Genomic DNA, 20286 nt, shown 5'->3' with positions numbered 1-20286 from the left:
GAAATTCACAGTGTGCACGAAATGCGTTGGGCGAGTAGGGGTTTCGCGCTTGTCAGCCCGTGCTTACAGTGAACTTGTCTCAGCCGGTAGATCTGCTACCAGAGCATCGTGAGGAAATCATGTACAAGAAGTTCGCCGCCGTCGGCGCAGCACTGTTCGCGTTGGTCGTTCCGCTGTCGAGTTCCCCCGCCTCCGCGGCGCCGAAGCTGGATTGGGGTAGCACTCCGCCGCCCGATAAAATCGTCATCGACGTGGTGACGGTCAACGGCACCGGCTGTCCGCAGGGAACCGCCACGGTCGCGGTATCGCCCGACAATACGGCGTTCACGGTGACCTACAGTCAATACACCGCGCAGGTCGGGGTGGGCTCCAAACCGACCGACTTCCGCAAGAACTGCCAGCTGGGGCTGAAAGTGCATGTCCCGCAGGGCTTCACCTATGGCATCGCTTCGGCGGATTATCGCGGTTTCGCGCATCTGGAACCCGGCTCCACGGCGCTGGAGCGGGCGAATTATTACTTCCAGGGTAATTCGCCGACCCAGTACGTCGAGCACAAGTACACCGGCGCGATGGACGACGATTGGCAGGCCACCGATTCCACCGAGGTGGGCTCGATCGTCTATGAGCCGTGCGGTGAGATGCGCAATTTCAATATCAATACCGAATTGCGCGTGAGCGCCGGCACCTCCGATCCGAAGAAGACCACGAGCTTCATCACGATGGACTCCACGGACGGCAGTATTCTCACCACCTACCACTTCGCCTGGAAGACCTGCTGAGGCGAGCGTGATCAACGATTCGGCGGGCCGGAACTCGCCCGCCGAACCGGTTGTGCGAGAGGGTTATTCGGTGCCGGAACCGCGAATGGCGGCGGCCACCACGTCGGCGGTGGCGCGCATGCCCGCGGCATTGGGGTGGAAGGACGAGGCGCTCGAACCGGAGATCATCGGTTCCACCCAGCGGGTGCTCTCGGGCTTACAGGAGTCGTGGCCGACGCTGGGGGTGTAGGTGTCGACGAAGGCGACGCCGTTGGCCTGGGCCTGGGTGAGCAGGACGGAGTTCAGCTCGCGTTCGATGCCGTCGACGTAGGCGACGTCACCGGTGGTGATCGGAACCCGTGGATAGCAGCCGCTGCCGTGCGGCAGGATGTCCGGATAGCCGATGACGAAAACCTTTGCGGCCTGGGCCTTCTGGCGAACCTTGGCAATGGCCGCGCCGATCACGGGCGCATCGGCGCGGATCGTTTCGACGAAGGTCGAGCCGTAGCGATCCTTGCAGGGGGTACCGATCGGGGTGAGGCTGTCGGCGGCGATGCAGGCGGTGACCACGTCGCGGAAGGTGTTGTTGTCATTGCCGCCGATGCTCAGGGTCACCACCTTGGTCGCGCCGGTGAGTGCCGATATCTGGGGTGACTGTCCAGCGAATTGTGATGTGGTGGTGACATTTTCGGTCTTGGCTCCGGCGCAGCTGCGGTCGTCGAGGCGCAGGCCGAGCCGGGTGGCGGCCAGGTGCGGGTAATTGGCGGCGGATCGGCCGCAGCCGCTCGGGGCCGAGCTGTCGACCGGGTTGATTCCTGGGCCCGAGGTGTACGAATCACCAAGGGCCGCATAGGTCGGATCGGCGGCCTGGGCCGGTGCGGCAAGTGCGACCGTTGCCGCGGCGCCGGTCAGCAGGGCCAGGGAGAAGTAGGGCAGACGTCGAATACGGTGTAAGGGCATGGCTGTACTCCGGAGGGGGCGGAATTCGAAAAGTGGTGAGAGAAAACATGTTACGCCGCTGGATGTATTGATCACTTGTTTATCGATCGCGAATTGCGCTGTCTGGCAACAACATCGATTTTCGGTAATTCCGCGTCTTCCGGAATCCGGATTGCGATCGCTTCAGAATTGATATCCCCGGGGCTGGGAGATCGCCGTTCGGACCGGTCGGCAGGGCAGTAGCTCGGAGTTGCCGACCGGAACCACAGAACGGACTATTCTGGGCCGAGGCATCCAAAGGCGTACTCGTACCCGAACGTTTCGAGGTGACCTATGACCACAGCTGTTGTCACACCCGCGCGACTCCAGGACGACCTGAGTAGTTATGCGAGCCTGGTGAACGCCCCGTACGACCCGTCGGTCGTGAGCGGGGTGCTGGACGCGCTCGCCGGGGTGTGGCCGTCGTCCTGGCTCGCGGTGCGCACCACCACCAAGGCCGAGCGGGAGGTGAGCATCCGGTTCATGAATCTGGCCGCCGATGCCGATCCGGTCGGGCGCTTGCGGCGGGCCGGATTACTGCGGTTCGACGGACATCCGCGCGAGCGGCTGCTCGAGTCGGTGCTCGCGGCCGGGCCGGTGATGTACGGCGTCGACGTCGCGGTGGGCACCGGGGTGCAGAAGATCTGGCTGGTGATTCCGGAACTCATGAGTGTGGAGCGTCTGCTCTCGCTGCGGGGGCTTCCGGCGGCGGTTCACGAGTACGCCGAGCATCTGCGGCGCTGGACCGATGACCGGATCTGCATGATCGCATTGGATTTCGAGAACGGCACGATGAATATCTACGGCCAGGTGTTCCAGCCCGGGCGTCTGGAGGCGGCGGATATCGCCACGGTGCTGTCCGAGGTGGGCGCGGTACCGGCCGGGGCGGCGGATCTGGCGGCGCTGGAGTCGGCGTCGTACACGATCTACTGGACCTTCGACTGGGAGCGGGCCGGTGTGCGGCGGGTGTGCTTCCCGCGCCGGTTCACCCGGGAGAACTTCCCGGTGCGGCTGGACCCGTTGCTGGCGAAGTTCGTTGCCGGGGCCCCGCTCGTGGAGCCGGGGCCGCACGGGTTCACGCTCTACATCGCCTACGGGCCCGGCGGGCGGTACTACAAGGTGCAGGCCGATTATGTGGCGCTCGGCGCGGAGATCCGATTGCCCGGCAATGTCGAAGTACCGCGCACACACTAGCCGAAAGCCGTTGCGGGACATACCACTCGCGCCCGGCGCGCTGCCGCTGCTCGGCCATGCGGTGACGCTGTTGCGTGATCCGCTCGCATTCCTGCGGTCGCTGGCCGGTCGGGCAGATGCGGTGCGGCTGCGATTGGGGCCCGCCGAGGTCGTGCTGGTGTGCGATGGCGAGCTCACGCGGGCGGTGCTGGCCGATGATCGAGTATTCGACAAGGGCGGTCCGATCTTCGATCGGGTGCGCGATCTGGTCGGCGAGGGATTGTCGGCGTGCGCGCACGACACCCATCGCCGACTGCGCCCACTGGTACAGCCCGCCTTCCACCGCAGCAGACTGCCGCGCTACGGAGAACTGATGGCCGCGCGTCAGGCCGAGGTGATCGGCGGATGGCACGACGGCCAGATCCTGAACATACCTCCGCAGATGGAGTATCTCGCCGCGGCCACCCTCGTCGACACCTTGTTCACCGATTCGATCCCCGCCCACCAAATCCCACCCTTCATCACCGACGTCCACACCCTGGTCACCGGAATCACCTGGCGGGTCATGCTCCCGCCCTGGCTGACCCGCCTCCCCCTCCCACCCGCCCGCCACTACACCGACGCCAACAACCGGCTCTACCACCTCGTCGAATCCATAGTCGCAACCCGCCGAACCGCCCCCGAATCCAACCACCACGACCTGATAGCCGGCCTCCTCCGCGCAAGCTCGCCCAACCGGACTGACCAAGTGCGCGACCACATCACCCCCGAGGACGGTCGCCACGATCCGACCGACGGTCCTCTGCACGGAGGTTCGGGCAATTGTCCGGCTGATCCGGTCGGCGAACTGCGCGAACGCATCACTCCCGAGGAGCGCCGTAGCGACCCGATCGATCCCCCTCTGCGTGCGGGTTCGAGGAACCGCCTCGGCGATCCGAGCGCCCCACTGCGCAATCGAATCACTCCCGGGGAAACCGTCGACCAGATCGTCACCTTTCTCATCGCGGGGGCTATCACCGCTGCGGATACGTTGTCCTGGGCGCTGGCCGAGCTGGCGACGAAACCTGAATTGCAACAGCGACTTCGAACTGAGGTGGATGCTGTTGTCGGGCGAGGCGGCACAGCCAGCCCCGTTCACGTAGCGGGTCTGGACCTGACCGCCCGCACCATTACCGAAACCCTGCGCCGCTACCCACCCACCTGGCTGCTGACCCGGCGAACAACCGAAGACTCCCACCTCGGCTCCCGCGCGCTGCCCGCGGGGACCACAGTTGCCTTCAGCCCCTACCTACTCCACCATCACCCCGCCTACTACCCCAACCCGGAAACCTTCGACCCCGACCGCTGGCTCACCCCCTCGCCCGCCCCCTATCTTCCCTTCGGCGACGGCCCCCGCCGCTGCATAGGCGACCACTTCGCCACCCTCGAAACGACCTTGGCCCTGGCCACAATCACCGCCCGCTGGCACCTGCGCCTATACCAGCCCGACCCACCCCGCCCGGCTCGCAGCATCGGCCTGACCCCTCATCACCTCCGCATCCACCTCACCGCCCGCTGACCGATATCCGCACCCCATCTTCCAAATACATTGGTATGCCGACTTTTCGGGCAGTGCGCGCGGCCGCCACCCGGCGAGCGAGCACGGCGGGCAGGCGTTCGGCGGCCTCGGCGTCGTCGCACCAGGACCAGCCTCGAAGCTCCTCGGTCTGCAGCACGATGGCGTCGGTGCGATCGGTGGTCAATATGCCGCCGTCATAGATGAACATCACGCCGTCGTCGGGATACAGGCCGGGCGGAACCCAATCGACCACGAGCAGTCCGCCGGGGAATACGGTGAGCCCGAGTTCTTCTCGGACCTCCCGGGCGGCCGCCGCGTGGGGCGATTCGCGGTCCTCCACGACGCCGCCGGGGATCTCCCAATACGGTTTGTAGGTCGGCTCGACCAGCAGCGCTCGGTCGGACTCGTCGACGAACAACACCCCGGCCCCGATGCGCTTGCGGGGCAGCCCGGCGATGAGGCGGGCGGTCTCAGGCGACGACATGGCGGGGTTCGGGGAAGTGGCAGGCGGTTTGGTGGCCGGGGGTGGTGTCAGGGAGTTGCAGAAGTGGGGGTTCTGTTTCGGTGCAGATGGGTTGGGCTTTCCAGCAGCGGGTGCGGAAGCGGCAGCCGGATGGGGGGTTGATGGGGGAGGGGACGTCGCCGGTGAGGCGGATGCGGTCGCGCTGGGTGGCGCTGTCGGGGTCGGGTTCGGGGACCGAGGAGAGCAGGGCCTGGGTGTAGGGGTGGTGAGGGCGGTCGTACAGGTCTGCGCGGTCGGCTGTTTCGACTATTTTGCCGAGGTACATCACGGCTATGCGGTCGCTGAAGTGGCGGACCACGGCCAGGTCGTGGGCGATGAAGACGAAGGCGATGCCGAGTTCGCGCTGGAGGCGCTGCAGGAGGTTGACCACCTGGGCCTGGATGGAGACGTCGAGGGCGGAGACCGGTTCGTCGGCCACGATGAGTTTGGGTTCCAGGGCCAGGGCGCGCGCGATGCCGATGCGCTGGCGCTGGCCGCCGGAGAATTCGTGCGGATAGCGGTTGTAGTGTTCGGGATTCAGCCCGACCGTCTCGAGCAGTTCGCGCACTCGGTTGCGGCGTCCGCCGGACGGATTGATGCCGTTGATCTCCATCGGCCCGGCGATGATCGTGCCGACGGTCTGGCGCGGATTCAGCGAGGAGTACGGATCCTGGAAGATCATCTGGATCTCCGACCGGATCGGCGCGAGTTCGCGGCGGCCGCGGTGGGTGATGTCCTGACCGCGATAGGTGACGGTCCCGGCCGTGGGCTCGAGCAGCCGGGCCAGCATCCGCCCGGTAGTCGACTTCCCGCAACCGGATTCGCCCACGAGACCGAACGCCTGTCCCGCGGTCACGGTCAGATCGATACCGTCCACCGCGCGCACCACGCCGGTCCTGCGCTTGAAGACGAATCCGGAGCGGATCGGGAAATGCATCTGCAACCCGGTCGCCGACAACAGAGTCTGTTCGGTCACGATGCCGCTCCCGTCCGCATCCGGACCTCATCGATGAAAATACGGTCGGCCTCCGCGTCGCTCAGATGACACGCCGCCCCGTGCTCGGTCGCCGGACCCAGCAGCGGCCGCTCGCTGACGCACCGCCCGGCCCCCACTCGATCCACGAAATCGCAGCGCGGATGGAACGGACACCCGGACGGCACATCGATCAGACTCGGCGGCGCGCCACGCACCGGCGTCAACGGCACATCCACATCCCCGCCCAATTGCGGAATCGACGACAGCAGACCCCAACTGTAGGGATGGCGTGGGGATTTCAGCACCTCGCGCACCGAACCCCGTTCCACACCCCGCCCGGCGTACATCACCAGCACATCGTCGGCCATCTGCGCGACCACGCCCATATCGTGGGTGATCAGAATGATCGCCGTATCGAATTCGGCCTGTAGATCGCGCAGCAGATCCAGAATCTGCGCCTGCACCGTCACATCCAGTGCCGTGGTCGGCTCGTCGGCGATCAGCAGATCCGGATCGCAGCACAGCGCGATCGCGATCATCGCCCGCTGTCGCATGCCGCCGGAGAACTGGTGCGGATAGTCGTCGACCCGCCGTTCCGGTTGGGGGATACCGACTTTGGTGAGCATCTCGATCGCCCGCGCCCGCGCGCGTTTGCGATTCGCGCCGGTGTGGCGTCGATAGGTCTCCATGATCTGATCGCCGACGGTGTAGTACGGCGACAGCGCGGTCAGCGGATCCTGGAAGATCATCGAGATCCGCTTGCCCCGGAACTGCTGCAGCGTCGACTCGTTCGCGGCGGCCAGATCCGTTCCCTCGAACAGGATTTCGCCACCGATCTGGGCTCGCGCGCGATTGTGCAGGCCGAGGATCGCCATGGTCGCGACGCTCTTACCCGACCCGGATTCGCCCACGATGCCCAGCGTCCGGCCCCGGGCCAGATCGAACGACAATCCGTCCACCGCCTTGACCACGCCGTCCTCGGTGCGGAAGTGCACCAGCAGATCCCGCATCGACAGAATCGTCTCGCGCTCGCTCATCCCAGCCTCACTCTCGGATCGATGAACGCGTAGACGATGTCGACCACGATATTGGCCACCACCACCGCCGCCGAGGCCAGTAGCACCACGGCCATCATCACCGGAAGATCGGAATCCTGCACCGAATTGGCGGCCAGCTGGCCGACGCCGGGCAGGTTGAATACCGTCTCGGTGATGATCGCGCCGCCTATCAGCACGGCGATGTCCAGTCCGAGCAATGTGGCGATCGGCGTCATCGCGCCTCGAAAAGCGTGCTTCACATAGACATTCGCGCTACCCATACCCTTGGCACGCACGGTTCGGATGTAGTCCTCACTCAATACCTCGACCATGGATGAACGGGTCAGTCGCGCGTAGTAGGCGGCGGAGATGACCGCAAGGCACACCCACGGTAGTAGTAGGCCGCCCGCCCATCGCAGCGGGTTGTCGAAGAACGAGGTGTAGGTGGGCACCTTCATGATTCGGCTCGAATACACGAACAGGAACAACAGGAACGGACCCAGCACGAAGACCTGCTGTGCCCCGCCCACCACCGCGAAACCCATGGCCGACCGGTCCGCCGCACTGCCCTTGCGCAGCGCGGCCAGCATGCCCAGGCCCACACCGACCACCAGGAAGATCACCACCGCGCCGATGGTCAGCGACAACGTGACCGGCAGCCGGTCCAGGATGGTGTCGAGCACCGGCCGGTGGTTGTGAAACGAGTAACCCAGACACGGTGCGGGACAGTGGTTGTCGCCGATGGACCGGCCGGTGAAGATTCCGCCGAGATATTCGAGGTACTGCTGCCACCAGGGCTTGTCGACGCCCAACTGGTGTGCGACCGCGGCCTGGAGTTCGGGCGAGCACACCTTCCCGCAGGCCAGTCGGGCGACATTGTTGCCCGGGGCGATGTAGAACAGCATGAAGGTGGCCGCGCTGATGATCAGCAGGATTACGAGGCCGCCGAGTATTCGGCGGGTGAGGAAAGCCAACATTCGCCACGCGTCTCTCCGCAGGGGCGCCGGGTGCGGATCGGCGGATCCGGCACCCGGCGCGGCCGTGCTACTTCTTCAGGTAGACGTTGAACAGATCGAGGCAGACGCCGAGGTAGTCCATGCGCGCGCCGCCCACCTTGGAGCCGTACATGATCTGCTTGCGCGTGTACACCATGGGAATCGCCGCCGCGTAATCCTTCTGGATCATCTGATCCAGTGGGATGTACTGCTTACCCTGTTCGGTGATGTCCTGGATCGACTGCACCTGGTTGATAGCGTCGTCGACCTTCGGCTCTTTGAGCTGGCTGATGTTGTTGCCGCCCTCGATGGCCGCGCCGCCGTACCACAGTGCGCTGTACACGGTTCGGTTGGTCGGCCAGTCCGGAGCCCACTGGTACCAGATCAGATCGTACGGATTCGACAGATGCCGGATCGCGTTGTAATAGCCCTTGTCCTGCAACGCGTTGAGATTGACCTTGAATCCAGCGGCTTCCAGAGCGCGCTTGATCGGCGTGCCCCACCGGTCGGCCGTGGGGGTGGACTCCCAGGCCACATTGACCTCGTAGCCGAGTTTGCCCGCGGCGGTGAGAACCTGCTTGGCCTTCTCCGGGTCGCCGTTGTCACCGACGCCGTACGGGTTGGGCTGGGGCGAGTAGCCCACCGAGGTGCGAGGACTCAGCGTAGTGGCGACATTGCCGAAGAACGGGCCGCCCTGGGTGGTGATGGCGTCCTGTTTGGGGAACGCCATGGCCAGCGCCTTGCGGACCTCGAGGTCCTTGACCCGCGCGACATTGATGTCGAACATCTGCACCGCGCCGGTCTCGTTATCGATGGTGCGCTTTTTCAGATTCGGATCGGCCATGATGGCCTGCACCTGATCGGTATCGATGCCGCTGTAGTAGGCCGCGCTGTTCGGATCGGTGTCCGCCTTCAGCTGATCGGTCTCCTGTTTGGCCTTCACGCCGAACTGGAAGTGGATCTGATCGACGTACTGATGCCGGATCGGGTCGGACTTCGGATCCCAGTTCGGATTCTTCACCAGGGTCAGGGTCCGGTCGACCTCGTGCGTGCCGATCTTGTACGGCCCCGTCGCCATATCACCGAGCCCGTTGACGTTGAGATCGTCGGGTTTGGCGTCCAAATCCCTTCGGATCGGGACGGTTTGGCCCATCGAGACGGCGAAGGGGAAATCCGACTGCGCCGCCGGCAGGTGGAAGATGATCGTCTTCTCGTCCGGTGTCTCGATCTTGTCGGAGCCGAGTTCCCGACCGCCGTACGGGCCGGGGTAGACCGATTGGAAGTCGTCCTTACCGGCGAGCCAGAGCTGAACCCATTGCGGCCCGGTGGCGAACCGTGTGTCGAAGGTGCGCTCGACGGCGTATTTGATGTCCTGCGACTTGATCGGCGTGCCGTCGGCGTACTTCAGGCCGTCTTTGAGCGTGTACTTCCAGGTCTTGCCGCCATCGGAGGGCACGCCGGTGTTGGTGGCCAGATCGCCGACCAGGGCCATGGTGCCGTCGTCGTTCTGCTTCAGGATGGTGAGGCGGCGGTTCATGACCCGGAACGCCTCCTCGTCCGGGGCGGTATAGATCCGGGCGGGGTCGTAGTCCGGAAAGTCGGTGCGCCAGGTCAGATTGAGCGTGCCGCCCGGCTGCGCCCCGGGCACCTCCGCGGCGGGTCCGCTGGACTGTTTGCCGTCCGGGTCCAGGGTGAGCTTGTTCTGCGTGGCCTTCGGTTGATCGCCGCCGCCGACATTGGTGCCGCCCGCCGAACAACCGGCCGCGGTCAATACGGCGGCGATCGCCACCGCCGCGGCCTGCGCGAAGTACCTTCTCTTCATATGGTTCCTGCCTTCTCCTACCGCCGACGACCGGCGAAGCTATCGGCTCCCCTTCGGGTCGAGGGCATCGCGCACCGAGTCCCCGAGCAGATTGAAGGCGAGTACGAAGAGGATCATCCCGAGACCGGGGAAGACCAGATAGGTGATGTCCGAGGAGATCAGGCCCGAACCGTTTTGCACCATGACGCCCCAATCGGGGGTCGGCTGGGCGATGCCGACGCCGAGGAACGACAGGGCTGCCTCGGCGGTGACATAGGTGGGCAGATCCAGCGTCGCGAGCACCAGGATGGGGGTCCACAGATTCGGCAGCAGTTCCCGGAAGATGATGCGCCCGGGACCGGCCCCGGTCACCCGCGCCGCGTCGATGAACTCGCGCTCGCGCAGCGAGAAGACTTGTCCGCGTAGCAATCTGGCATTGCGGGTCCAGCCGAACAGGGTGAGCATACCGATGATGCTGACCGCCCGGACCCAGACCGGAATCTCCTGACCGGATGCCATGTAACCGGCCCAGGCGACCGGCATGAAGGCGAGCATGAACAGCGTGGACGGCACCGACAGCAGCGTGTCGACGATTCTGCTGATGACGTAATCGGTTCTGCCGCCGACATATCCGGCGGTCACGCCGAGCGCACTGCCGATGATGCCGGTGAGGAGCACCACGGCCAGCGAGATCAGCAGGGAGGTGCGGATTCCGTAGACCAGCACCATGAATACGTCACGGCCGGTATGCGGTTCGATGCCGAACCAGAACTGGCCGTCCATGCCGCCGTTGGGTTTGACGGGAAAGCCGGTGTCGGTGAGCAATCCGTTGCTCGGCGTCGCGTAGGGGGTGTAAGGATCCTTGCCGTAGGCCAGCGAGATCAGTGGCGCGCCGAGTCCGACGACGAAGAAGAACAGTACGACGACTCCGGCGACCAGACCGGTCTTGTCGCGTTTGAAGCGCAGCCACGCGAGTTGTCTGGGGGAGCGGCCCACGGGGGCCTTACCCGGCACGGTCGCAATGGATTCGGCGTCCGGCAGGTCTTCGCCGGTCAGCAGAACGGCCACTGGTCCCCCTTGATCACTCCAAGGTCTTTGGAATGGGCGAACGGTACGGCTCGCGCGGCCGCGGCGTCAACCCCTCGCCACGATTTCCGGAACCCGCTCAATAATGCTGCGGCGCAGGTAATTCGGGCGCAACTCGGGATTCGGCGCGACGGCGTCGTCGCATGCGGTTCGGATCTGTACCGACAGCAATGCGACGAGCCGTACACCGCTGTCGATTGTGCACCGAAAGGCCGCAGTGGGTAGGCAATTCGGCTATTTCGATACGGACTGGGACGCCGGTGCCAGGAGGTAGGCCCCCGCGTGGCTGCGCACGTGCCCGGCGGTGGGCGGCGGGAAGTGGCTGCCGAACAGCAGCGTACCGGTGTCGGCGAGGGTGGAAAGTAGTGCGCGGCGGGTCTTTTCGGCCTGTTCCGGATCGATGTCGACGCAGCTGCCGATGCCGGGATGTGGGAGTTGGACCGGGTGGTGGATGCAGTCGCCGGTGATCACCGCGGCGTAATCGCCACTGGTCAGCTCGACCGCCACCTGGCCGGGAGTGTGCCCGGGGGTGGGGATCAGCCGCAGGCCGGGCAGTAGCTCGAGGCCGTGGGCCGGGACGTCGAGGATGTCGAGCAGGCCCGCCTCGGCGATCGGATACACCGAATCGCGGAACATCTGCCGCCGCGGTTCCTCCATATCGTATCCGGCCCAGAAATCCCATTCGGCGCGCGAGGTCAGATAGCGGGCATTGGGGAAGGTGGGCACCCAATCGCCCTTGGCCACATGGGTATTCCAGCCGACGTGGTCGGTGTGCAGATGGGTCGTGACGACCAGATCCACCGTATCGGGCGCGAAGCCCGCCGCGGTGAGCCGATCGAGATAGTCGGTGCGCAGATCGTGCCAGGCCGGATTCGCCCGGGTCTTGCCGTTACCGATGCCGGTATCGATCAGAATGCGTCGCCCGCCCGCGGTGACCGCGAAGGTGTGGCTGGAAAGATGAAGCACACCTTCGGAATTCGCGAAATCCGGGCGCAGCCAATCGTGGCCGACGACGAGCGCCGGGGTCGCCGACGGCAACAGCCACGCGCCGGTGGCGGGCGGCAGCGGCGCCTCGTCGATGCGCTGGACGGTGATATCACCGACGGTCCACGACGGCGCGATCATCGCGTCGGATGCTGAGATCTGCACGGCACTCCCGCTCTCTAAAGCAAAATATTCGCGTTAAGTCACGATAGGCCGCCCGAGGGCTTAAGGCAATTCCATTGCATTAGCATGGGCGTGTGAGTCCCAAGCCAATGGTTCGCCCGGGTGGGCGCAGTGCTCGTGTCCAGCAGTCGGTGCATGCCGCGGTGCGCGAACTCGAAGCCGAGCTGGGGCGTGCGGGACTGACCGTGCCCGCGATCGCCGCGCGTGCGGGCGTGACGCCGTCGACGATCTATCGCCGCTGGGGCGATCTGCGCGAACTGCTGGCCGATGTCGCGGTCGAACGGCTGCGGCCCGAGGCGGCGCCGGAGGAATACGGCAGCCTGCGGGCCGATCTGACCGCATGGGCTCGGCAATTTCTGGAGGAGATGTCCGCACCGGCCGGGCGGGCCTATATTCGGGACGCCCTGCTCGGCGATCCGGAAGGTGACAGCGCGGGTGCGTGTTCGGCGTATGCGGCCGATCAGGTGGAGATCATCCTCGCGCGCGCGCTCGAGCGCGGTGAGGTCGCCCCGGATGCCGAGACGGTCCTGGATCGGGTGGTCGCGCCGATGATGTATCGGATCCAGTTCCGCCCCGGCGGGCTGACTCCGGAATACGCACAGCGCCTGGTGGATTCGGCGCTGCGGTGAATCAGGTCGGCGGCAGCGTGGGCGGAGTCAGGAGATCCTCGAGCGGTGTGGGCCCGGTGTAGCGGCGGCAATTGCAGCGCACCCACTCGCGCAGTCCGACCGGGCCCTTGCGGTTGATCTCGGCATGGCAGCGGCCGTCGGCGCGGTCGTGCAGTGCCAGATCGTGGCCGCAGCCGCAGATCGGGGGCTGCAGCTCGGGCAGAGCCTGACGCGCCGGACGTCGGCCGAGGCGGCCGATGACCCATCCCGCGCCGACGAGGCCGCCACCGACGGCGAGGCTGATCGGATCGAACATAGGGCTATTATATGTATACGTATATCTCGGGCAAGGTCCGTTGTGTCAGGGCTTGGTCGCCTCGATGAGCGTGCGCGCGGAATGGGCGACGAACGGGCCGTCGGCGCGGATCTGCTCGTCCAGTTCACGCAGGCGGTCGCGATGCGCCTCGACCGTGAAGCCAGGGACCATCCAGATCACCTTGCGCGGGAAGTACACCACCGCGCAAGGTGATCTGCATCCGGGTTCGTTCGCTGCGCAGACCGGTGATGCGCAGACCCGCGGCCCGCGCGGTATGGGCCGAAGCGGGGTCAAGCCCGGGACCGGGCCGTACGATAAGGGTTGTCAATGACGACGCTATTCGGGGGCCGACTATGGACTCGCTGCAGCACTTCGATTTCGAGGGCGTGTCGATCGCCTTCACGCGGCGGGGGAGCGGGCCGCCGGTGGTATTTCTGCACAATGCCGGTGCGGCTCATGGGCTTTGGGAAGCGCAGCTGACCGCGTTGGCTCCCCATTACACCGTCTGCGCGCTGGATCTCACCGGATACGGTGCGTCCGAGGCTCCCGACGATCCCGGCAACTACACATTGGGTCGCTACACCCGGATGGTGCGCGCGTTCCTGCGTGGTCAGGGGCTGGAAGGCGCTGCGCTGGTGGGCAATTGCCTCGGCGCGGCGATCGCGTTGAATTTGGCCCGGCAGGTGCCGGGCATCGGCGCGGTCGTCGCGATCAACCCGCTCACCCAGCGGACCGCATTCGGTGGCGGTATCGGACCTTTGGCGCGACTGGCCGGGATTCTGCCCGCAGCCGTAGTGAATTCGCTGGGACGCTGGCACACCCCGCCGTGGCTGGTGCGCGCGATGGTGCGGACCTGGTTCGCCGATCGCGCGGCGTATCGGGCTTGTGCGCCAAGCGATTCGGTGGCCGCGGGCTTCCCGCTGATCGCGCTGGCCGCGATGGGACGGGATCTGCCGTCGTTCCGAATCATCGAGCAGTGGTCCTCGGCGCCGATGCGACCGCCGGTGTGCACGGTGTGGGGCGAGGCCAATCCGATTCTGTCGGCGGCCGAGGGTGAGCGGTTGGACACGCTGCTGCGGCCACAGCGGCGGGTGCGCCTGTCCGGCTGCGGACACGCGCCGATGCTCGAGCGCCCGCGGGAGGTCACCGCCGTGATCGAGGAATTCCTCGCGGCGCATATGCACAGCGCCAGCCCCAGGAATTGACGACTTCGCTCGCGTGCGCGAAACCGCTGGCCTGACGCATGTCTCGCATCGAGCGCGCTGTAGACGCGAGGCGGAAAGTGGGGGATCGTGCGACGATACGCATTCGCCTATACGGCCCTGGTCATCGTTCCCGTCGCCTGCGCGGTACTGATTTTCGCGTATTCGGGATGGGCGGGAAGAACATCCGGCGCGAGCGGGGCCGTCGCGCAGAGTCCGGTCGCCAGATTTCTGATCGCCGCGGTGATCGTGGTGATCGCCGCCGCTGTCTGCGGTTGGGCGGCCCAGCGGGTCGGACAACCCAAGGTGGTCGGTGAGCTCGTGGCGGGTCTGCTGCTGGGACCATCGGCGCTGGGCGCGCTCGCACCGGGCCTCGAATCGGCGCTGTTCCCGAAAGTGGTGCTGCCGCATCTGGATATGCTGGCTCAGCTGGGCGTCATCTTCTTCATGTTCCTGGTCGGCATGCAGACCGGACACGAGCGGCTGCGCGAGAACGGGGCGCGCGGCGTGGTGATCGGGCACGCCTCGATCGCCGTCCCCTTCCTCGGCGGCATTCTGGTGGCGTGGTCGCTCTACGACCGCTACTCCCCGCCGCGCGCCGATGAGCTCGCCTTCGCGCTGTTCATCGGACTGTCCTTCGCCATCACCGCCTTCCCGGTGCTGGCGCGAATTCTGCAGGAGCGCAAGCTGATCAACTCCCGCATCGGGACGACGGCCCTCGCCGCGGCGGGTATCGGCGACGTGACCGCGTGGTGTCTGCTGGCGGTGATCGTGGCGCTCGTACAGCAGGCCAGTACCGTGCCCGCGGTGCTGTCGCTGGCGGCGATCCTCGCGTTCACGGTGTTGATGCTCGCGGTGGTTCGCCCGCTGCTGGCGCGACTGCTGGTCCGTGCCGACGGGACGACTCCACCGCTCATAGTGTCGTTCGGCGTGCCGGTATGCGTGCTGCTGAGCTCGGCCGTGGCCACCGACCTGATGGGCCTGCACGCCCTGTTCGGCGCGTTCCTCGCCGGTGCGGTGATGCCGCGGCGGGAGGCGCTGCTGTCCGAACTCAGCGCGAAACTGGAGTCGCTGACGCTGATTCTGCTGCTGCCGCTGTTCTTCGTGACGATCGGTCTGAAGACCGATGTCGGCGCGGTCACCGGCGGCGGACTGCTCATCTGCGTGGGCCTGGTCGCCGTCGCGGTGGCGACCAAATTCCTCGGGGCCGGGCTGGCGGCGCGCGCGGTCGGCTTCGGCCGCTCCGATTCCCTCGCGGTGGGTTCGATGATGAACTGTCGCGGCCTCACCGAACTGGTGGTCCTCAATATCGGCTATCAACTCGGAATCCTCAACGGCCCGCTGTTCACCATGTTCGTCCTGATGACCGTGGTGACCACGGCGATGACCGGGCCGCTGCTGATGCTGCTGGTGAAACCGGCCGCGGCCGAGCCGCCGCACGTCCCGGCGGCCCGACCGGCGTGATGTCCGCTCAGCCCAGATCGTCCAGGATCTCCTGGGCCGCACGGATTCCCGTCTCCGCGCCGCCGTTCATATAGCCCTGGGATTCGGTGGAGGTGTGTTCACCCGCCAGGTGGATATTGCCCTGGCGGGCGCCCTCGTATCCGGCGAAGCGGTGGCAGTAGCCGGGCGGGTAGCAGCTGTACGCGCCCAGGGAGTTCGGATTCAGGTGCCAGGCGGACAGGGTGGCCTTGCCGGTCCACAGCGGGGTGATACCGGGGACCACTCGTTCGAATTGGGGCAGAACCGTATTCACCGCGAGCAGGGTGGCGGGGTCGGGGGCCGTGGTGAAGGGGGCGGCGGCGAGGTATTTGAGAGTGTCCGGGCCGCCGCCGTATTGGATGGCTATGCCGTGCGGGCCCGGTTGGGCGGCGGTGGCGTCCCAGATCTGCTGATAGCCGACGTCGGTGAAGCTCATGCCGTTGGACAGGCCGGGCCAGGGGCCGGGCCCGACCCAGGGGCGGGCGGTGAACTGCATGTTCAGCTTGGTGCAGCTGCCCATGGCGAGGGTCGAAATCGACTGTGTCATCAGCGGATCGAAGCCCGCCGCGCGGTAATCGACGCCCTTCAGTACCGCCAGGGGCACGGTCAGGATCGTGTGGTCGGCGCTGACGGTGCGCCGGGTGCCGCGGTCGTCGAAGGTGAGGGTTTGGGAGCCGTCGGAGTTGCGGGCGATGGCCTCCAGCCGCCAGCCGTGCCGGATGGTTCCCTCGGGGAGCCCGGCGGCGATGGCCTCGGGCAGGCGCTGATTGCCGCCGGTGATCTCGTAGCGTTCGTCGGAGGCGCTCCACACCTTCGGATCGTCGGGATCGGACTGCGGGCCCATGAGGTAGACCAGGTTCAGGGCGGTCTGGGCGGCGGTCGGCAGGCCGTATTCGACGACGTAGGCGTCGTCGAGGTAGCGGGCGATCCAGGAGGAGTAGCCGCCGGGTACGCGGGTCGAAATCCATTCGGCCAGTGTCATATTGCTCAGCGCGATACCGCCCGGTGTGGCGCTGTCCCAGCTCGGGGCGTCCGGTCCGGCCTGGGCCAGATCCGCGCGCAGCGCGCGATAGACCGGCTGAAAATCGGCGACGAAGGCGTCCTCGGACAGATAGCGGCCCTCGAAGTAGAGCACATCGGAACTGTTCGGCGGCGCGGCGGATTTGGTGTCGGTCAGCGCCAGGCCGAAGCGCGCGCACAGGTCGCGGATCGCGGTGTGACCGGAATCGATTGCCTCGCCACCATATTCGCTGATCTGACCGGCGTCCCAGTAGCCGCGCTCGGAGTACATCCGCCCGCCCACCCGATCGCTCGCCTCATAGATCGTGGCGGCGATTCCGGCGTCGGCGAGTGTCGAAGTCGCCGCGAGGCCCGCGATTCCGGCCCCGACCACCGCCACGCGCGGTCCGTCGGCGGCCCGCGCGACCACACGGCGCGTACCCGAGACCCCCGCGAGCAGTGCCGCGCCGCCGAGGACCGCGCCCCATCGGAACAGATCGCGCCTGCGCAGCGCGGTCAGCGCATCGGCCGCGCGCGCCTGCCGGAATTCCACGGCCGGTACGCCCAGCCGCTCGGCCCCGGCGTGGTCGGCTACGGTGCGGCGGACCCGCCGGAACATGGGTGTGCGTGCCATGACAATCCCCTCATCACTCTAACCCGTTGCGGGCCAAGGTTTCCCCGCGAAAGAAGCCGGGTGCGTACCGGCGCGCGACCAGCATCAGCACCGCCCCTACCGCGAGCATTCCGAAGCCCATGAAGAACACCAGCCCGATACCGCCGATCGACGCGCCCGACCCATTGGCCGGATTCATGCTCTCGCGCACCGAGATCACGAATACCGCCATCAGCATGAGCCCGCCCAACAGCGGACAGATCAGGGTTAACGCGACGTCACGCGGGCTCGCGAACAGTCGCCTCCGAAACAGCCACACGCACGCGAAGGCGGTGATGCCGTAGTACCAGCAGATCATGATCCCCAGTGCCGCAACGGTATCCATCAGAGCGTGCTCGGACAGCAGGGTCACGATCGTATAGAACGCGCCGGTGACCACGCCCGCGATCACGGTGCTGAACGAGGGCACCCGATAGCGCGGATGCACCTGCGCGAACCGCTGGGGGAAGGCCCCGTAGACCCCCATCGCGAGCATGGTGCGCGCGGCGGGCAGGAAGGTCGTCTGCAGGCTCGCGACCGACGAGGCCAGGATGGCCAGCAGCAGTAGCGATCCGCCCCAGCCGCCGAGCACCGGTTCGGCGAGTGCGCCGAAGACATTGTCGGCATTGGCCGCGTTGCCCAAACCCACTCCGCTGTCACCGATTCCGGCATAGGCCATGACCGCGACCGACAGCAGCACATAGGTCAGCAGGATCGACAGCACACACAGCAGGCCCGCCCGGCCCGGCACCCGATGCGGATCCTTGGACTCCTCGCCGAGGGTGAGGCAGGTGTCCCAGCCCCAGAACGCGAAGATGGATCCGGTGACGCCGACGGTGAACGCGCCCAGGGTGAGTCCACTGAACGGATTGAACCAGTCGGCCTCGACACGCAGTCCCGCGGGCGCGTCCCCGGTGCTCGCCCGGACCAGCGCGGTGATCGCGAAGACCACCAGCACGATCATCTGAAATCCGACCAGCGCGTACTGCACTCGTTGGCTGGTGGTGATCCCGCGACCGGCGATCGCCATGGCGACCGCCAGGAATGCCAGGGTCGACACGATATCGACGGCCTTGTTGTGCGCGAAGTCGATCAGCCCGGGTTGGTCCAGGACCCGGGCCAGGAACAGATAGAAGAAACCGACCGCGATCGAGGCGATATTGGACAGCACCAGAATGCTGGCCATCACCATCCCCCAGCCGCACATCCAGCCCGCGTAGGGCCCGAAGGCCCGGGTGGACCAGGTGAACGACGCGCCACAATCGGGAATGCGGGAGTTGAGCTCCCGATAGGCGTAGGCGGTGAGGAACATGGGCACGAAGCCCGCGAGGAAGATCGCGGGCATCTTCAGCCCCACGGCGGCCACGATCAGACCGATGCTCGTGGTGAGCGTGTAACCGGGTGCGACGCAGGAGATTCCGAGTACAGCGCCCGCGAGGGTGCCGACCTTGCCCGTCGCGAGACCTTTGTCGACGAAGGTGGTGCTCATCTATCGCCTCAGCCGTGGCTGCTCATCACATGCTTGATCCGCGTGTACTCCTCCACGCTGTAGGCCGACAGATCCTTGCCGTAACCGGAGTACTTGAAGCCGCCGTGCGGCATCTCGGCCACGAACGGGATGTGGCAGTTGATCCAGACCGCGCCGAAATCCAGTGCGCGGGTGAATCGTTCGGCGCGGGCGTGATCGCGGGTCCAGATGCTGGCGGCCAGGCCGTAGCGCACGCCGTTGGCCAGGGCGATCGCCTCGGCCTCGTCGCGGAACGGCTGCACGGTCAGCACGGGGCCGAAGGTCTCCTCCTGGACGATCGGATCGTCCTGGCGCACATCGGTGATGACGGTCGGCGCGACGAAGAAACCGGTATCGCCGAGCCGTCGCCCGCCGGTGCGGATCTTGGCGTGCGGGGCGAGGGCGGCGAGTTTGTCCATGACCGCGGTGAAATGGTTGATGTTGTTGAGCGGTCCGTAGAAGGTGTCGGGATCGTCGGGTGATCCCGTCTTCACCGTTTCGGCCTTGCGTACCAACGCGTCCACGAGATCGTCGTGGATCGACTCGTGCACCAGCACCCGGGTCGCGGCGGTGCAGTCCTGTCCGGCATTGAAGTAGGCCGCCTCCGCGATACCGCTTGCGGCCGAGGCGATGTCGACATCCGGGAAGACCACCGCGGGCGCCTTGCCGCCGAGTTCGAGGTGGGTGCGCTTGAGCTGCTGGGCCGCGGCCCCGGCCACGGCGATACCGGCCCGCACCGAACCGGTGACCGAGACCAGGCCCGGTGTCGCATGGTTCACAATGGCCGCGCCGGTGCTCGCGTCGCCGAGGACGACATTGAAAACTCCGTCCGGGAGAATGCCTTTCGTCAACCGCGCCAGCGCCAGCGTGCTCTCCGGGGTGGTGTCGCTGGGCTTGAGCACGACCGTGTTACCGGCCGCCAGCGCCGGACCGATCTTCCAGATGGCCATCATGAACGGGTAGTTCCACGGGGTCACCTGGCCGACCACGCCGATCGGTTCGCGGCGCACATAGGAGGTGAAGCCGTCCATGTACTCCCCGGCCGGGCGTCCCTCGAGCATGCGGGCCGCGCCCGCGAAGAAGCGCATCTCGTCGGCGCTGACCGCGATCTCCTCGGCGGCGATGATCGCCTTGGGCTGACCGGTGTTGCGGCACTGGGCCGCAACCAGTTCGCCGGTGTGCGCCTCGATCGCGTCGGCCAGCTTCAACAGCGCCGCCTGGCGCATGCCGGGGGTGGTCAGGCCCCAGGTCTCGAAGGCGCGGGCGGCCGCGCGCATCGCGGCGTCGACATCGTCGGCGGTGGAGATCGGGGCGCGACCCACCACGGTCTCGTCCACCGGGTTCACCAGGTCGATCGTGGCGGAGGCCGAGGACGCCACGAATTCGCCGTCGATGTAGTTCTGCAGTGTGGAATTCGGCACCGACTTCACCATCTCTCTCCCGGAACGTTTCCTGCCGTTGGTGTTCTGTCAGTCTCCGATGGTCGGCA

The 20286-nt window shown here is 66.4% G+C and carries 19 protein-coding genes; 6 read left to right on the top strand and 13 right to left on the bottom strand.

Going from position 1 to position 20286, the window contains the following annotated elements:
- The first annotated feature begins 119 nt into the window (after window positions 1-119).
- Window positions 120-779, top strand: a complete 660-nt coding sequence (locus NP4_RS04660; protein WP_082875529.1) for a DUF4360 domain-containing protein — start codon at window positions 120-122, stop codon at window positions 777-779.
- Between the two features lie 63 nt (window positions 780-842).
- Here the strand turns inward: NP4_RS04660 and NP4_RS04655 are convergent, their stop codons facing one another.
- Window positions 843-1718, bottom strand: coding sequence for an SGNH/GDSL hydrolase family protein (locus tag NP4_RS04655; RefSeq protein ID WP_067992371.1), 876 nt, complete (start codon window positions 1716-1718; stop codon window positions 843-845).
- A gap of 312 nt (window positions 1719-2030) precedes the next feature.
- Here NP4_RS04655 and NP4_RS04650 point away from each other — a divergent pair, with 312 nt between their 5' ends.
- The gene (locus NP4_RS04650) at window positions 2031-2930 is read left to right on the top strand and encodes an aromatic prenyltransferase (RefSeq protein ID WP_067992369.1); all 900 of its coding nucleotides are present in this window, start codon (window positions 2031-2033) and stop codon (window positions 2928-2930) included.
- Window positions 2931-2940: 10 nt separating this feature from the next.
- Complete coding sequence (locus NP4_RS04645; protein ID WP_067992366.1) at window positions 2941-4467, top strand: cytochrome P450; 1527 nt, start codon at window positions 2941-2943, stop codon at window positions 4465-4467.
- On the opposite strand, the gene NP4_RS04640 is transcribed toward NP4_RS04645, so the two are convergent.
- From NP4_RS04640 to NP4_RS04610, 7 genes are all read right to left on the bottom strand, one after another.
- The gene (locus NP4_RS04640) at window positions 4454-4951 is read right to left on the bottom strand and encodes an NUDIX domain-containing protein (RefSeq protein WP_211335781.1); all 498 of its coding nucleotides are present in this window, start codon (window positions 4949-4951) and stop codon (window positions 4454-4456) included. The two genes, NP4_RS04645 and NP4_RS04640, sit on opposite strands and share 14 nt — an antisense overlap.
- Window positions 4938-5906: an ABC transporter ATP-binding protein gene (locus tag NP4_RS04635; protein ID WP_082875548.1), complete on the bottom strand. Its 969-nt coding sequence runs from the start codon at window positions 5904-5906 to the stop codon at window positions 4938-4940. The genes NP4_RS04640 and NP4_RS04635 overlap by 14 nt, the downstream gene beginning before the upstream one ends.
- A gap of 35 nt (window positions 5907-5941) precedes the next feature.
- Window positions 5942-6982, bottom strand: a complete 1041-nt coding sequence (locus NP4_RS04630) for an ABC transporter ATP-binding protein (protein ID WP_067992359.1) — start codon at window positions 6980-6982, stop codon at window positions 5942-5944.
- Window positions 6979-7959, bottom strand: coding sequence for an ABC transporter permease (locus NP4_RS04625; RefSeq protein ID WP_067992357.1), 981 nt, complete (start codon window positions 7957-7959; stop codon window positions 6979-6981). Before NP4_RS04625 ends, NP4_RS04630 begins: the two co-directional genes overlap by 4 nt.
- A gap of 67 nt (window positions 7960-8026) precedes the next feature.
- On the bottom strand, window positions 8027-9799 hold the full coding sequence (locus tag NP4_RS04620) for an ABC transporter substrate-binding protein (RefSeq protein ID WP_067992354.1): 1773 nt from the start codon (window positions 9797-9799) through the stop codon (window positions 8027-8029).
- Between the two features lie 39 nt (window positions 9800-9838).
- Window positions 9839-10846 (bottom strand): ABC transporter permease, encoded by a 1008-nt coding sequence (locus NP4_RS04615; RefSeq protein WP_211335779.1) that lies wholly within the window; start codon window positions 10844-10846, stop codon window positions 9839-9841.
- Between the two features lie 252 nt (window positions 10847-11098).
- Entirely contained in the window at window positions 11099-12013 is a 915-nt protein-coding gene (locus tag NP4_RS04610; protein ID WP_245997132.1) for an MBL fold metallo-hydrolase, read from the bottom strand.
- 92 nt (window positions 12014-12105) lie between these two features.
- On the opposite strand from NP4_RS04610, the gene NP4_RS04605 reads away from it, so the two are divergent.
- Entirely contained in the window at window positions 12106-12660 is a 555-nt protein-coding gene (locus NP4_RS04605) for a TetR/AcrR family transcriptional regulator (RefSeq protein ID WP_082875528.1), read from the top strand.
- A gap of 1 nt (window position 12661) precedes the next feature.
- Here NP4_RS04605 and NP4_RS04600 read toward each other — a convergent pair whose 3' ends face one another.
- Both NP4_RS04600 and NP4_RS43280 read right to left on the bottom strand, forming a co-directional pair.
- Window positions 12662-12955, bottom strand: coding sequence for a hypothetical protein (locus tag NP4_RS04600; protein WP_067992345.1), 294 nt, complete (start codon window positions 12953-12955; stop codon window positions 12662-12664).
- Between the two features lie 45 nt (window positions 12956-13000).
- Window positions 13001-13126, bottom strand: coding sequence for a hypothetical protein (locus NP4_RS43280; protein WP_373863807.1), 126 nt, complete (start codon window positions 13124-13126; stop codon window positions 13001-13003).
- Between the two features lie 182 nt (window positions 13127-13308).
- On the opposite strand from NP4_RS43280, the gene NP4_RS04595 reads away from it, so the two are divergent.
- Together NP4_RS04595 and NP4_RS04590 are read left to right on the top strand one after the other, a co-directional pair.
- Window positions 13309-14160: an alpha/beta fold hydrolase gene (locus NP4_RS04595; RefSeq protein WP_067992342.1), complete on the top strand. Its 852-nt coding sequence runs from the start codon at window positions 13309-13311 to the stop codon at window positions 14158-14160.
- Between the two features lie 87 nt (window positions 14161-14247).
- A complete protein-coding gene (locus NP4_RS04590; protein ID WP_067992339.1) occupies window positions 14248-15621 on the top strand; it encodes a cation:proton antiporter in 1374 nt (457 codons plus the stop codon).
- A 7-nt stretch (window positions 15622-15628) separates the two neighbouring features.
- Here the strand turns inward: NP4_RS04590 and NP4_RS04585 are convergent, their stop codons facing one another.
- From NP4_RS04585 to NP4_RS04575, 3 genes are read right to left on the bottom strand one after another with little or no spacing between them, the layout of a single operon-like run.
- Complete coding sequence (locus NP4_RS04585; protein ID WP_067992336.1) at window positions 15629-17272, bottom strand: flavin monoamine oxidase family protein; 1644 nt, start codon at window positions 17270-17272, stop codon at window positions 15629-15631.
- Window positions 17273-17285: 13 nt separating this feature from the next.
- Entirely contained in the window at window positions 17286-18779 is a 1494-nt protein-coding gene (locus NP4_RS04580; protein ID WP_067992332.1) for an APC family permease, read from the bottom strand.
- 8 nt (window positions 18780-18787) lie between these two features.
- Window positions 18788-20218, bottom strand: coding sequence for an aminobutyraldehyde dehydrogenase (locus tag NP4_RS04575; protein ID WP_114755543.1), 1431 nt, complete (start codon window positions 20216-20218; stop codon window positions 18788-18790).
- Between the last annotated feature and the right edge of the window lie 68 nt (window positions 20219-20286).

Source organism: Nocardia pseudobrasiliensis NBRC 108224 (genome assembly GCF_001613105.1).
In the GTDB taxonomy this organism is placed as follows: Bacteria; Actinomycetota; Actinomycetes; order Mycobacteriales; family Mycobacteriaceae; genus Nocardia; species Nocardia pseudobrasiliensis.
This window is presented reverse-complemented; position numbering and strand designations above follow the sequence as displayed.